Origin of the sequence: Kluyvera sp. CRP, from assembly GCF_019930565.1 — a bacterium.
GTDB classification, from domain to species: domain Bacteria; phylum Pseudomonadota; class Gammaproteobacteria; order Enterobacterales; family Enterobacteriaceae; genus Kluyvera; species Kluyvera georgiana_A.
Window position 1 is genome coordinate 2296864 of the sequence record NZ_CP082841.1, and the last position, 13534, is coordinate 2310397.

The 13534-nt window shown below is 59.3% G+C and carries 12 protein-coding genes; 3 read left to right on the forward strand and 9 right to left on the reverse strand.

Annotated elements, in window-relative coordinates:
* Positions 1-19: 19 nt before the first annotated feature.
* The 9 genes from K7B04_RS10765 to hypA form a co-directional block, all read right to left on the reverse strand.
* Positions 20-895, reverse strand: a complete 876-nt coding sequence (locus K7B04_RS10765) for a [formate-C-acetyltransferase]-activating enzyme (protein ID WP_223804002.1) — start codon at positions 893-895, stop codon at positions 20-22.
* Positions 861-3158 carry a formate C-acetyltransferase gene (locus K7B04_RS10770; RefSeq protein ID WP_223804003.1) on the reverse strand — a complete coding sequence of 766 codons (2298 nt, stop codon included), beginning with the start codon at positions 3156-3158 and terminating at the stop codon, positions 861-863. Before K7B04_RS10770 ends, K7B04_RS10765 begins: the two co-directional genes overlap by 35 nt.
* Before the next feature lie 239 nt (positions 3159-3397).
* The gene (locus tag K7B04_RS10775) at positions 3398-4333 is read right to left on the reverse strand and encodes an alpha/beta hydrolase (protein ID WP_163447235.1); all 936 of its coding nucleotides are present in this window, start codon (positions 4331-4333) and stop codon (positions 3398-3400) included.
* Between the two features lie 225 nt (positions 4334-4558).
* Positions 4559-6640, reverse strand: coding sequence for a formate hydrogenlyase transcriptional activator FlhA (gene flhA, locus K7B04_RS10780; protein WP_223804004.1), 2082 nt, complete (start codon positions 6638-6640; stop codon positions 4559-4561).
* A 76-nt stretch (positions 6641-6716) separates the two neighbouring features.
* On the reverse strand, positions 6717-7727 hold the full coding sequence (gene hypE / locus K7B04_RS10785; protein ID WP_223804005.1) for a hydrogenase expression/formation protein HypE: 1011 nt from the start codon (positions 7725-7727) through the stop codon (positions 6717-6719).
* The gene (gene hypD / locus K7B04_RS10790; protein WP_163447241.1) at positions 7724-8845 is read right to left on the reverse strand and encodes a hydrogenase formation protein HypD; all 1122 of its coding nucleotides are present in this window, start codon (positions 8843-8845) and stop codon (positions 7724-7726) included. The genes hypE and hypD overlap by 4 nt, the downstream gene beginning before the upstream one ends.
* Complete coding sequence (locus tag K7B04_RS10795; protein WP_064547776.1) at positions 8845-9117, reverse strand: HypC/HybG/HupF family hydrogenase formation chaperone; 273 nt, start codon at positions 9115-9117, stop codon at positions 8845-8847. The genes hypD and K7B04_RS10795 overlap by 1 nt, the downstream gene beginning before the upstream one ends.
* Entirely contained in the window at positions 9108-9980 is an 873-nt protein-coding gene (gene hypB / locus K7B04_RS10800) for a hydrogenase nickel incorporation protein HypB (RefSeq protein ID WP_223804006.1), read from the reverse strand. The genes K7B04_RS10795 and hypB overlap by 10 nt, the downstream gene beginning before the upstream one ends.
* 3 nt (positions 9981-9983) lie before the next feature.
* Entirely contained in the window at positions 9984-10334 is a 351-nt protein-coding gene (hypA, locus tag K7B04_RS10805; RefSeq protein ID WP_064547780.1) for a hydrogenase maturation nickel metallochaperone HypA, read from the reverse strand.
* A gap of 215 nt (positions 10335-10549) precedes the next feature.
* Between hypA and hycA the strand changes: the two genes are divergently transcribed.
* From hycA to hycC, 3 genes are all read left to right on the forward strand, one after another.
* Positions 10550-11017 (forward strand): formate hydrogenlyase regulator HycA, encoded by a 468-nt coding sequence (gene hycA / locus K7B04_RS10810; protein ID WP_064547782.1) that lies wholly within the window; start codon positions 10550-10552, stop codon positions 11015-11017.
* A gap of 83 nt (positions 11018-11100) precedes the next feature.
* Positions 11101-11709 (forward strand): 4Fe-4S dicluster domain-containing protein, encoded by a 609-nt coding sequence (locus tag K7B04_RS10815; RefSeq protein WP_163447245.1) that lies wholly within the window; start codon positions 11101-11103, stop codon positions 11707-11709.
* Positions 11706-13532 carry a formate hydrogenlyase subunit 3 gene (gene hycC, locus K7B04_RS10820; protein ID WP_223804007.1) on the forward strand — a complete coding sequence of 609 codons (1827 nt, stop codon included), beginning with the start codon at positions 11706-11708 and terminating at the stop codon, positions 13530-13532. Before K7B04_RS10815 ends, hycC begins: the two co-directional genes overlap by 4 nt.
* The last annotated feature ends 2 nt before the right edge of the window (positions 13533-13534 follow it).

Consider the following 13534-nt stretch of genomic DNA (forward strand, 5'->3'; position numbering starts at 1 on the left):
TGGCCGGTGCTTCGTCGCTTTATCCGCCAATGACAGCCCGATACCCGGCCTGTTCAACCATCGCCTGAATGGGCGCTATCTCCTCAGCTTCCGGCGCGTGAATCCCCGCCATGACCCACGCGCGATCCAGCAGAGCATACTTTGGCTCACCGTACTGATGGAACGGCAGTAAATGCACCTCATCCACCGGCAGCGGCGCGAGGAACGCCAGAATCTGCGCCACGTTTTCTCGGTTAAGGGTAAAGCCGGGAATCAGCGGCAGGCGCGGAATAACCTTAATGCCTTCGTTTAGCAGCAGGCGGAAGTTCTCCAGCACGCGCGGTTGGTTCATGTTCAGCACAGTACGGGCCCGTTCGGTATCCATGATTTTCAGGTCGAACAGCACCTCATCGCACTCTCTTGCCAGCGGCAGCAGACGGCGCGGCGAGGTATCGCCTGCGGTTTCAATCGCCGTGCGGATACCCCACTGTTTCAGCCGCTGTAACAGGCGAGCGGCGAATTCGGCCTGCATCAGCACTTCGCCGCCGGAGAGCGTCACGCCGCCGCCGGACGCGCGAAAGAACACCTCGTCTTTCAGCACCTCGCGTTCAAGTTCCTCCAGCGTCACGTCGCGGCCAATATTTTCCCACGCGCCGGAAGGGCACTCTTCGGCGTCCTGCAGACAGGTGACGCAGTGCAGACATTTGCTTTCCCGGCGCACGGTTTCAATCCTGGGCGACATCGACTCCGGATTCGCGCACCATGGGCAGGTGTGCGGGCAGCCTTTGAAAAAAACCACCGTGCGGATACCCTGCCCATCGTTAAGCGAATAGCGCTGGATGTTGAAAATGCGCGCCGTGTCGGCGCGCGTCTCAATCACCTCACAGCTGATGCGCGGTGCGGCGGATAATGTCATCCTGAATCTCCTTCGACAGCTCGACAAAGAAGGCGCTGTAGCCCGCGACGCGGACCACCAGACCGGCGAAATCCTGCGGTCGCTGCTGGGCTTCGCGCAGCGTTTCGGCGTTCACCACGTTGAACTGAATATGCTGCAATTTCAGTTTGGTAAAGGCGTGGAGGAAATCCGCCAGTTTGTTGAGGCCGCTTTCACCTTCCAGCGTTGACGGGGTGAATTTAACGTTCAGCAGCGTGCCGTTGGAGAGCAGGTAATTATCCAGCTTGCTCACCGATTTCAGCACCGCCGTTGGCCCCTGTGCGTCCTGGCCGACCATCGGCGATAGCCCGCCGTCCGCCAGTTGCTCACCGGCGAAACGTCCGTCTGGCGTCGCGCCCACCACCGACCCCAGCGGTACGTGCGCGGAAACGGTATAAGAGCCAGGCGTAAACTGGCCGCCGCGCGGGTTGCGGTATTTTTCCACCTCTTTGCAGTAAAAACGCAGCAGATCGGCGCTGATGTTATCAACATCATCGATGTCGTTGCCGTACTTCTCGAAGCGATTGATTAACCGGGCGCGAACTTTTTCCCCTTCCGGCGTGGCGAAGTTGGCCTTCAGCACCGCCAGCAGTTCATCAAAGCTCATGCGCTGCTGGTCAAACACCATGCCTTTAAGGGCGTGCAGTGAGTCGCTGAGGTTGGCGATGCCAATGCCCTGCACCCCGGAAAAGTTGTAGCGCGCGCCGCCAGCGGTGATGTCTTCGCCCTTTTCGATGCAGTCTTCGACAAACGAAGAGAGCAGCGGCACCGGCGCCCAGTCGCGGTGGCCGATATCGCAGATGTTGCTGCCTTCGACCATCAGTTGAATGTAGTGGCGAATTTTGTCGCGAATGCTCGCCAGCAGGCCGTCGTAGGTGATTTGCTCATCGCCTTCATGCTCATGCATGACGATTTCCATCACTTTCAGCAGGTTGAACATGGCGATGTCGTGCAGCCCGTAGGTCCGGCCTGGAATCGACAGCTCGACGCAGCCCACCACCGCGTAGTCGCGCGCGTCTTCCAGCGACACGCCGCGGTTAAGGAACGCCGGAACCACCACTTCGTCGTTGAAGATCTGCGGAATGCCGGTGCCGAGGCGTACGGTCTCGGCGGTTTTGCGCAGAAACGGGCGGTCGATCAGTTCGTTGACCCGCACGCCGAGGTTGGGCTGCGGCAGGCGCACGTTCTGGTAGGCATCCAGACAGGCAAAGGAGAGCACGTTCACCGCGCTGCGGCCATTTTCGGTTAACCCGCCGAGCAGGGCGGTGTAGCCGGTCGGGAAGCCGGCAAAGTAGCGGGCGCTGCTGGTGGAGCGCAACAGGACGATATCGTTGCATTTCACCCACAGCGACGTCAGCAGCTCCTGCATAAGTGCGGGATCGTCGCCGTGATTCAGCGAAGCCTGCCAGAACGGCAGCATGTACTGGTCAAAGCGCCCCAGTGAGATGGAGCTGGCATTCGATTCATATTGCAAAATGATGTTCATGTACCAGAACAGCTGGCAGGCGTGGCCGAAGTTTTCCGGTTTATGTATGGCGTTATGGCGAGAGATCGTGGCAATGGTTTCCAGCTCCTGACGGCGCTGCGGGTCGCTGCACTGCGCGGCCATCGTCTCTGCGAGGACGGCGTAGCGCAGAATGTGCCGCTGTGAGGCTTCCAGCAGAATCAGCACCGCGCGGTAAAAATCATTATCCGGCTGTTGGCGCAGATGATCGCGCATCTCGTTGACCAGCGCGTCGAGGCCATTATTCAGCAGGCGCGGGTAGTCGATAATGATGTGTCCCTGACCTTTGTCGGTCTGGTTGACGCTGAAAATTTGCGTGCTCACGGCGGCCTTCACCTCGTCCGTCATCTGGGCGTTGATGAAGTCTTTCATTGAGCGCTTTTCCCAGTACGGGAACAGTTCTTCGCGATACAGGCGCTTGTCGTCATCGCTGATGTTGAAGCGATCCTGCGGGCGGGTGGGGAACTGATCTAACTCTTTGAGCAGCCAGTAAGGATCCATTTCTGGCGACATGATCCCGGCACGCGGTTTGATGGTGCGGTTGCCGGCAATCAGCTCGTCGTCGCGGATGCTGATAGCAACCTTATCGAGAATATGCGCGGTGGCTTTGGCGCGGCGAATAATTACCGGCTCGCCCTCGGTCTGGCGATGGCTTTCGGTGTAGAGGACGGCGCGCTCAAGGGAGATTTCACGCGGGTTGGCAAAGAGGGCCTCTTTCAGGCGCTGGATACGGGTAGTCATTTTTCTGGCTCCTGGGCGATTAACCTGACGTTTCTTATGGCTTCTACGTTAGGCAAATGCAGGGCGGGGAGACAGAAGAGAATGGGGTGATTTACTGGATTATTGTGATCAAAAAGAAAAAATGAGATCTGAGTTTTGTCTTGGTGATAAACCAGATTGCCGGATGGCGGCTTCGCCTTATCCGGCCTACATTGAGCGCGGACCTGTAGGCCTGATAAGCGCAGCGCCATCAGGCGCGGCTAACGCAGCGACGCTATCCAGTTCATCGCCAGCTCCGGCCAGGCGGCGGCGGGCAGCCCTTTGGCGCCGCGAATCCCAAAGCCGTGCTTGCCTTCGGCAAACAGATGCAGTTCGGTCGGTACCTTATGTTCACGCAGGGCGTTGAACATCACCAGCGAGTTGTCGACCGGTACCGATGGGTCGTCCACCGCGTGCATCAGGAAGGTCGGCGGCGTCTGGGCGGTGACGTTCAGCTCCGGCGAATAGTGATTAATCTGCTCGGCGCTGGGCATGTCGCCAATCAGCGCTTTCCGCGAGCCGGGATGGGCAATGGCCTTATCCATTGAAATGACCGGATAGCCGAGCACCACGAAATCAGGTCGCGCGCTCTGCTTGTCGACCTCATCGACCGGGGCATAAACCGTCTCGCTATAGCGCGTCTCGAGGCTGGCTGCGACATGCCCACCGGCGGAGAAGCCCATCACGCCGATTTTGTGTGGATCAATCTGCCATTCGGCGGCGCGGGCGCGCAGAGTACGCAGCGCTCGCTGAGCGTCGGCGAGCGGCGCATTGGCTCCTTCGGCGTGGCCGTCAGCGGGCATACGATAGGTCATGACGAACAGGGTGTAGCCTTTGGCGTTAAACGGCGCGGCTAAATCGCTGCCTTCTTTATCCAGCACCACGCGCTGGTACGAGCCGCCGGGCGTGACCAGCAGCGCCACGCCGTTCGGATGTTCTGGCGCATAAACGGTGATTTCCGGCGCGCGGATGCCGGTGACCGCGCGGTCGGGCAGGGTGGGATCTTTGCTGCGTTCGACCAGCGCGTAGCTGACCGGGCTGCTTTTAGCGCCAGGCGCTTCGCCGCCGGGCCAAATGGTAAAGGCAGGCAGGGCAGCAAAGGCCGTCTGCGCGGAGAATAATAGGGCAAGGGTAGCGGACAGAGGTAAGCGAATCATAAGCGTCTCCCGGGGAAAACGCTTGTTTATCATTCATTAAGACCGCAGAACGCGAAATAATTCACAAAATGGTGTTTCATAAAATAAGAAACGATGGAGAGGGAATGCGATGTCGTTAAAAGGGATATTCTTTTATGCCCTGCCTGCCCCCTCACTCTAACCCTCTCCCCATGGGGGAGAGGGGAATGAATGGCGTCGTCCGGGGGAGCGACGCCGGGGGCGGCGTTACATCAGCGCGTCTTTATCGATGCCCAGACGTTTCATGCGCGACAGCAGCGTGGTGCGCTTCAGCCCGAGACGCTGTGCGGCGCCTTTGGCCCCGGCCACCACGCCGTTGGTCTCTTTCAATACCCGAACAATCAGCTGGTATTCGTCTTCGCCGTCTTTCGCCGCTTCGGTCACCGGGGCCGGTTGTGGCTCATCGCCCGCGAATGCCAGCTCCGGCATCGATAGCTGTAACACGCTGCCGCGGGTCAGCAGCACCGCGCGTTCAATCACGTTTTCCAGTTCACGTACGTTGCCTGGCCACTCCATCTGGCTCAGCGTGCGCAGTGTTTCCGCCGGAATGCTGTCGATATTGCGCCCCAGACGGCGGGCGATTTTAAAGGTGAAGGCCTTCACCAGCAGCGGAATATCTTCCGGGCGTTCGCGCAGCGGCGGCAGGTGGATCGGGAAGACGTTGAGACGATAGTAAAGATCGCTACGGAATTCGCGATCCAGCACCATCTGTTTGAGATCGCGGTTGGTGGCGGCGATCAGGCGCACGTCGGTCTGGATCAGCTTGTTGCTGCCCAGACGTTCAAATTCCTGCTCCTGCAACACGCGCAGCAGTTTCGGCTGCAGTTCCAGCGGCATATCGCCTACTTCGTCAAGGAACAGTGAGCTTTTATCCGCCAGTTCGAAACGACCAATGCGCTGGGCGCTGGCACCGGTAAACGCGCCGCGCTCGTGACCGAACAGGTCGCTTTCCAGCAGGCCCGCCGGCATTGCCGCGCAGTTCATTTTCACCATCCGGCGATTATTACGGCCGCTCAGGTTATGGATGGCGCGGGCAATCAGCTCTTTGCCGGTGCCGGTTTCACCGAGGATCAGCACCGTACTGTCGCTTGGGGCGACCATCTCAACCTGCTTGAGGACGTTGAACATCGCTTCGCTACGACCGATGATTTCGCCAAACTCGCCGTCGACATTATTGAGCTGTTCGGTCAGCGCCAGGTTTTCATCCACCAGACGCTCTTTCAGGCGGTGGATCTCCTGATAAGCAAGGGCGTTATCCACGGCGATGGAGACGCGTTCGGCAATCTGTTTAAGCAGCTTGAGGTTGGCGGCGCAGAAGACTTTTTCATCGCACTGGGCAAGCTTCAGCACGCCGAGCATCTGGTCGCCGGACATCAGCGGCAGCAGGCACAGCGTCTGGATTTTATCGTCCCACATCTCAAACAGCTGGCGCTCGTACGGGGCAAGTTTGTCCTGCTCGTTGAGGTTGAGCATCAGCATCTCTTTGCTTTTGAACACCCGCTCGGTCAGCGTGCCTGACTCGTTCACTTCGCTCTGATCGTGCACCGGATCGTTAACGTCGATGTAGTGCGTGGAGTAGATATTCAGTTTGCCCTTGCGGTTGCTGCGCAGCACCACGCTGATGGCGTCGATATTGAAGTAGTAGTGAATCTCTTTCGCCACCGCGCTAACCAGCTCGTCCATATCGAGGCGCGACAGCACGGCGTTGGTGATGGCCACCAGAATGCGGAAGTTATCGCGCTCGCGGCACAGCAGATCGTAATCGACGTTATTGGTCACCCGGCTTTGAATTTGCTCGGTCACCACGGCGACGATCTGCGTGAAAATGTGCAGACGCTGATACTCTTTCTCGGTCCATGGGCGGTCGTCCTGGCGGATAAATTCGCAGCCGCCAAAGATGCGCCCCTCCGCCGCCAGCGGCAGCAGACAATAGTGGCCAAACGGCTGATACAGCTCGCTGGCCGCCAGTTGTGGCCAGGCTTCGCTAAACTCAGCGTAGCTACAGTGGAGCGCGTCGGGACGAGAGAGCAGGCGTCGGACCGGGCCGTTTGCCAGCAGGTTATCGTCTTCGTAAGCGATTGGCCGACCGGCTTCACGCGTGGCGTGATAGCCCGCGCGGTGGTTTCCCGGCTGGAGTAGAACGATCGCCGCGCTGTCAGCCAGCGAAGACTGTTTCGCTAGTTGCGCCAGCGTTTCGCTCAGTGCCGCCAGATCGGGCTGTTGGAGAAGAGTCCGGGTGATATCGAACAGCCCTTGCTGACCGAGATCGCCCATCGGTGTATACGACATGTCACTTGCCCATAACTGCACCGCATAGGGTGCGATAAATAATAATAATAATAAAATGCAGACCTTGAGTGGTCTGTTAACAAATTCGCGGAAGCGGCTCGGCGTGAGGGAGATCCAGCGTGCGTTTCACGCCGTATAATCCGGCAACGCGCACTCCCCGGCGTTCGGTCACTTCGCCAATGATAGCGGCATTGCTGCCCAAAGGATGGGCGCGCAGTGCGGCCAGCACCTCTTCGGCCGCGTCGCGGCTGACGCCAATCACCAGTTTACCTTCATTGGCAAAGTTAAGCGCGTCAAGCCCCAATAATTCGCACACGCCGCGAACGGCGTCTTTGAGCGGCAGATGCTGCTCCTGAATTTCGACGCCAAAGCCGCAGCTGGCGGCAAACTCGTGGGCCACCGCGTTGACGCCGCCGCGGGTAGCATCGCGCAGCGCTTTGACGCCGGCAATCGGCCGCAGCGCTTGAATCAGCGGCGTGAGCACCGCGCAGTCGCTTTGCAGTTCGCCATCGAGGCCTAACTGTTCACGCAGATTGAGGATGGTTGCGCCGTGGTCGCCCAGGGTGCCGCTGACAATCAGCACGTCGCCGGGCGTCAGCGTTGCCGCGCCCCAATGAATGTCGGCGGGAATCGCGCCCATCCCGGCGGTGTTGATAAACAGTTTATCCGCCGCGCCGCGACCAACAACCTTGGTGTCGCCGGTGACGATAGCAATGTCTGCCGCTTTGGCCGTTTCAGCCATGGTGTTCACCACCGCTTCCAGCGTCTCCAGCGGCAAACCTTCTTCGATAATAAATCCGCAGGAGAGATAACGGGGGACCGCGCCGCTGACCGCCACGTCGTTGGCGGTGCCGCAAATCGCCAGCTTGCCGATATTGCCGCCGGGGAAGAACAGCGGGTCAATCACATAGCTGTCGGTGGAAAACGCGAGGCGATCGCCGTGCGCGGTCAATGACGCCAGCGACAGGCGTGCCTGATCTTCTTGCTCGGCCAGCCAGGGATTGGCGAAAGCCTTCATAAACAGGCTGTCGATGAGCTGTTGCATCGCCAGGCCGCCGCTGCCGTGGGCTAACTGGATTGTGTTCATGCTTCGGACTCCTGACTGCGATATTGATACCAGGCGGCGCACGCCCCTTCGGACGAGACCATCAGCGCGCCGAACGCGCTTTGCGGATTGCAGGTTGCGCCAAACAGCGGGCACTGGTGCGGTTTGCAGCGGCCGGTGAGCACGTCGCCGCAGCGGGCGCGCGGGTCGTCGCAGACGCGCTGAGGCTGCGGCTTAAAGTGGCTTTCGGCGTCAAAACGCTGATAGTCGTCGGTCAGCTGTACGCCAGAATCGTTGATTAATCCCAGGCCGCGCCATTCGCTGTCACCCTTGACCGTAAATACCTCGGCAATCGCTTTTTGCGCCAGCGCGTTGCCGTCGTCCGGCACTACGCGGCGATACTGGTTCTCGACGCGGCTCTCTTCGGCAATTTTCTGCTCCACCAGCATATTGACGCCCTGTAGCAGATCCACCGGCTCGAAACCCGCGACCACCAGCGGACGATGATAGTCGCTGGCGATAAAGCCGTAGGCGTGAGTGCCAATCACCATGCTGACATGACCTGGCGCAAGAAACGCGTCAATGCCGTTATCCGGCTGATCCAGCAGGCTGCGCAGGGTTGGAATTAGCGTGATGTGCTGGCAGAAAAAGAAGAAATTCTCGACGTTCTGCGCCTTCGCCTGTTGCAGCGTAATGGCGGTGGTCGGCATGGTGGTTTCAAAGCCCAGACCAAAGAACACCACTTTGCGCGTCGGATTCTGCTGCGCCAGCTTGAGGGCGTCCATTGGCGAATAGACGATACGAATATCCGCGCCGCGTGATTTGGCCTGCATCAGCGAGCCGTTTTTCCCCGGCACGCGCATGGCATCGCCGAAGGTGCAGAAAATGACCTCCGGATGGCTGGCAATTTCAATACAGGTGTCGATGCGTCCCATCGGCAACACGCACACCGGGCAGCCCGGCCCGTGGATAAATTCGATGTTCTCCGGCAGCAGCTGGTCGAGACCGAATTTAAAAATCGCATGCGTGTGGCCGCCGCACACTTCCATGATGCGCAGTGGGCGTTCGGCGGTATAAGCCAGATGTTGCGCGCGGTTTTTCAGGTGGGCAATCAGCTGCATCACCTGTTCCGGCGCGCGGTACTCATCAACAAAACGCATTACCGTTCCTCGCCAAAGAGCAGGGCGCCAACGTCCGGCTCCACTTCAAACATATTTTCCAGCGCCGCGAGGGTGTCGCGCGCCTCTTCCTCATTGATGACGCTCATGGCAAAGCCGACGTGCACCAGCACCCATTGGCCGATACGCGATTCGCCGTTCTCATCCACCGCGCCGACTAGCGTCAGGTCGACGTCGCGCTTGATCCCGCAGACGTCCACTTTTGCCTGCACGCCGTCAATGGCGGAAATTTGTCCCGGAATGCCTATGCACATCGCTGCGTCTCCAGCCAGTTTAGCCAGGTGTCCATGCCTTCTCCGCTGGTGGCGGAGATGAGGATGATTTCAATATCCGGATTCACTTCACGGGCGCAGGCGAGGCACTTCTCAACGTCGAAGTTGAGGTACGGCAACAGGTCGACTTTATTGAGCAGCATCACCGAGGCGGCGGCGAACATATGCGGATATTTCAGCGGCTTGTCTTCGCCTTCGGTAACCGACAGCACCGCAACCTTATGGCGCTCGCCAAGGTCGAAGCTCGCCGGACACACCAGGTTGCCGACGTTTTCAATAAACAGAATCCCGTTGCTCTCCAGCGGCAGGCGCGGCGCGGCGTCGGCAATCATCTGCGCGTCGAGGTGGCAGCCTTTACCGGTATTGACCTGAATCGCTGGGGTGCCGGTGGCGCGGATACGCGCGGCGTCGTTCACCGTCTGCTGGTCGCCTTCGATAACGGCGCAGGAGACGCGGTCTTTCAGGCGCATCAGGGTTTCGGTGAGCAGGGTGGTTTTACCGGAACCGGGGCTGGAGACCAGATTCAGCACCAGCTGTTCGCGGGCGGCGAAGCGCGCGCGGTTGCGGGCGGCAATCTGGTTGTTTTTATCCAGCACGTCGATTTCGACTTCCAGCATCCGGCGCTGGCTCATGCCCGGCGCGTGGGTGCCCGCTTCGCCGTGACCGTAGTGCAGATCGCCGTTTTCGGCGGCCTGCGGCTGGAATTGTTGCGTTCTGACGCCGGTAATCGACAGGGCCGGACGGCCCGCCGGTGCGAAGGGGGCGCTGCGGAACAGTGAATGCGGATTACGTTCATCGCCCTCTATATAGAGGTTGCCTTCGGCACAACCACAGGTGGTACACATACTTTACTCCTGATCAATTTCAATTCGCTGAATCTGTAAACCGTCGTCGGCGACGATGCGCAGGTTGTCGCTGTTGCACTGTGGGCAACGGCGGACGTGTACCGACACGAGCTGGACATACTGCTGGCAGGATTCGCACCAGCACTCTGCCTCCTGCTCTTCGACGTGGAGTTTACAGCCTTCAGCCAGCGTGCCGCGGCACACCAGATCAAAACAAAAGGTCATTGCGCTCGTCTCTACACAAGAAAAAGCGCCGACCTTGATCCAGACGCCCGTCACGCGCTTCGCGCCGTTCTGTATCGCCTGTTGTTCAACAATTTCCAGCGCCCGCTGGCAGAGCGTGATTTCGTGCATAACGCCTCCCGTTTCTCTTAACTTGCAGACGTAATGCAATAACGATGCCAGAGATGTAAAAGCGTCGCGAAAGACTGTCGATGACGATGTCACCCTGACGAAATGACATGTCGTTAGCGGCATGTCATTTCTGGAAAGACAATAAAAATCAATGCATTAAAAATATGGCATGAAATGTGCTTAGGAGGCTTGTTTCTATTAACCGGGTAACCGACATGACTATTTGGGAAATTAGCGAGAAGGCCGACTACATCGCCGATCGTCACCGCCGCCATCAGGATCAATGGCGTGTGTACTGTAACTCTCTGGTTCAAGGGATCACATTGTCAAAAGCGCGTCTGCATCACGCGATGAACTGCGCACCGGAGAAAGAGCTGAGCTTCGTGCTGTTCGAACATTTTGTGGTCTCCGTCAGCCTGTCAGGCGGCTTTAATAGCCACACCGTTGAGTACTACGTGGAAACGCGGGATGGCCTGAATAAAGAGTGCGTTGCGCGCGCCGAGCTGAACGCCAGCGGCTTTATTGATGGCACCATCAATATCCGCGATCGCGAGCAGGTGCTGGAACACTACCTGGAAAAAATTTCGCCGGTATACGACACCCTGTATGCGGCGCTGGAGAGCGACAGCCCGGTTAATTTCGGCGGCCTGGCGCAGCAATCTCATCAGGCTTCTATCGCCTGAATTATCGGTGTGTCGACAGGTGTCGAAATGACACCTGCTCTGCATGATTTCGTCAAAAATGACTGTCACCTGAGGAAGACCTGGTGAATCGTTTTGTAATTGCTGACTCTACCCTCTGTATCGGTTGCCGCACCTGCGAAGCAGCCTGCTCGGAAACGCATCGCCACCATGGCCTGCAATCGATGCCGCGGCTCAGAGTAATGCTCAATGAAAAAGAATCCGCGCCACAGTTGTGCCACCAATGTGAAGACGCGCCGTGCGCCGGAGTATGCCCGGTAAATGCCATTAACCGCGTCGATGGCGTCGTACAGCTTAACGAAAGCCTGTGCGTCAGCTGCAAACTGTGCGGCATCGCCTGCCCGTTTGGGGCGATTGAATTTTCCGGTAGCCGCCCGCTGGATATCCCGGCGAACGCCAACACGCCGAAAGCGCTGCCTGCGCCGCCTGCTCCGGCTCGCGTCAGTACCCTGCTGGACTGGGTACCGGGCGTACGCGCCATCGCGGTGAAATGCGACCTGTGCCATTTCGATGAGGAAGGTCCGGCCTGTATCCGCACCTGTCCGACGAAAGCGCTGCATCTGGTCAACAACATGGATATCGCCCGCGTCAGCAAACGCAAACGTGAGCTGACCTTCCACACCGATTTAGGCGATCTGTCGCTGTTTCAGGCGCAACAAGGAGAGGCGAAATGAGCGTGATGACCTTAATCAATAGCGCGGTGGCGTGGTTTGCCTTCGCCGCGGTGCTCTCCTTTTTGCTGTCGTTTAAAAAATCGCTGAGCGGGTTTATCGCCGGGATTGGCGGCGCGCTGGGCAGCGTTTGTGCGCTGCTGGCCGGGGTGCAGGTGCTGATTCACGCCTTTCCGGTGATGGGCCATCTGTCGCTGGTGCACTACAGCGTGCTGGTCACGCCGCTGAACGCGGTCTGGCTGATTGCGCTTGGCCTGTGCGGACTGTTTGTCAGCCTCTACAACATCGACTGGCATCGCCACCCGAAAGTGAAAAACAACGGCCTGCTGGTGAACGTGCTGCTGGCGGCGGCTGTCTGTGCGATTGTCGCCAGCGGCTTCGGCTCGCTGGTGGTGATGGCGGAAATTATGGCGCTGTGCGGCGCGTTCCTTACCGGCTGCGCCTCCTCCGGCAAACTGTGGTTTGCGCTGGGCCGTCTGGGCACCATTCTGCTGGCGATTGCCTGCCTGCTGCTGTGGCAGCGTTACGGTACGCTGGATCTGGTGCTGCTGAACGAACGTGCGCAGCAACTGCCGGTCGGCTCTGACATTTGGGTGCTGTGCGTACTGGGCTTTGGCCTGTTGGCGGGCATTATCCCGCTGCACGGTTGGGTGCCTTCGGCGCATGCCAATGCCAGCGCACCGGCCGCCGCGCTGTTTTCGACCGTGGTGATGAAAGTGGGTTTGCTCGGCATTCTCACCGTCTCGCTGCTGGGCGATGCTCAGCCGCTGTGGTGGGGCATTGCCCTGCTGGTGCTGGGGATGATCACCGCGTTTGTCGGCGGATTGTACGCGCTGATGGAGCACAACATTCAGCGCCTGCTGGCGTACCACACTCTGGAAAACATCGGCATTATCCTGCTGGGTCTGGGCGTTGGCGTCACCGGTCTGGCGCTGCAACAGCCGGTGATGGTGGCGCTGGGCCTGGTCGGTGGTCTGTACCATCTGCTTAACCATAGCCTGTTTAAAACCACGCTGTTCCTCGGCGCGGGGGCGGTCTGGTTCCGTACCGGCCATCGCGACATCGAAAAACTGGGCGGGATTGGCAAGCGTATGCCGATGATCTCGCTGGCGATGCTGGTGGGCCTGATGGCGATGGCTGCGCTGCCGCCGCTGAACGGCTTTGCCGGTGAGTGGGTTATCTACCAGTCCTTCTTCAAGCTGAGCACCAGCGGCGTGTTTATTGGTCGTCTGCTGGGGCCGTTGCTGGCCGTTGGCCTGGCGATTACCGGCGCGCTGGCGGTGATGTGTATGGCGAAAGTCTACGGTGTCACCTTCCTTGGCGCACCGCGCACCAAAGAGGCGGAAAACGCCTGCTGCGCGCCGCTGCTGATGGCGGTGAGCACCGTGGTGATGGCGCTGCTGTGCATTGTGGGCGGCGTTGCCGCGCCATGGCTGCTGCCAATGCTGAGCACCGCCGTGCCGCTGCCGATGAGCACCGCGCATACCGTGGTTTCTCAGCCGATGATTACCCTGCTGCTGATTGCCTGCCCGCTGCTGCCGTTCATCATTCTGGCGCTGCTCAAAGGCAACCGCCTGCCGAGCCGTTCGCGCGGCGCGGCGTGGGTCTGCGGCTACGACCACGAACAGTCGATGGTGATTACCGCGCACGGTTTTGCGATGCCGGTGAAACAGGCCTTTGCCCCGGTACTCAAACTGCGTAAATGGCTCAACCCGGTCTCTCTGGTTCCAGGCTGGCAGAACGCGGCGGCGCCGCTGCTGCTGCAACGTCTGGCGCTGGTTGAACTGGCGGTGCTGGTCGTGATTGTCATCTCTCGAGGAGCCTGAAC

Coding starts and splice junctions, on each gene's coding strand:
- hycC (WP_223804007.1), top strand. CDS start 11,706: ATGAGCGTGATGACCTTAATCAATAGCGCGGTGGCGTGGTTTGCCTTC.
- hypB (WP_223804006.1), bottom strand. CDS start 9,980: ATGTGTACCACCTGTGGTTGTGCCGAAGGCAACCTCTATATAGAGGGC.
- K7B04_RS10775 (WP_163447235.1), bottom strand. CDS start 4,333: ATGATTCGCTTACCTCTGTCCGCTACCCTTGCCCTATTATTCTCCGCG.
- hypA (WP_064547780.1), bottom strand. CDS start 10,334: ATGCACGAAATCACGCTCTGCCAGCGGGCGCTGGAAATTGTTGAACAA.
- flhA (WP_223804004.1), bottom strand. CDS start 6,640: ATGTCGTATACACCGATGGGCGATCTCGGTCAGCAAGGGCTGTTCGAT.
- hypD (WP_163447241.1), bottom strand. CDS start 8,845: ATGCGTTTTGTTGATGAGTACCGCGCGCCGGAACAGGTGATGCAGCTG.
- K7B04_RS10770 (WP_223804003.1), bottom strand. CDS start 3,158: ATGACTACCCGTATCCAGCGCCTGAAAGAGGCCCTCTTTGCCAACCCG.
- hycA (WP_064547782.1), top strand. CDS start 10,550: ATGACTATTTGGGAAATTAGCGAGAAGGCCGACTACATCGCCGATCGT.
- K7B04_RS10795 (WP_064547776.1), bottom strand. CDS start 9,117: ATGTGCATAGGCATTCCGGGACAAATTTCCGCCATTGACGGCGTGCAG.
- hypE (WP_223804005.1), bottom strand. CDS start 7,727: ATGAACACAATCCAGTTAGCCCACGGCAGCGGCGGCCTGGCGATGCAA.
- K7B04_RS10765 (WP_223804002.1), bottom strand. CDS start 895: ATGACATTATCCGCCGCACCGCGCATCAGCTGTGAGGTGATTGAGACG.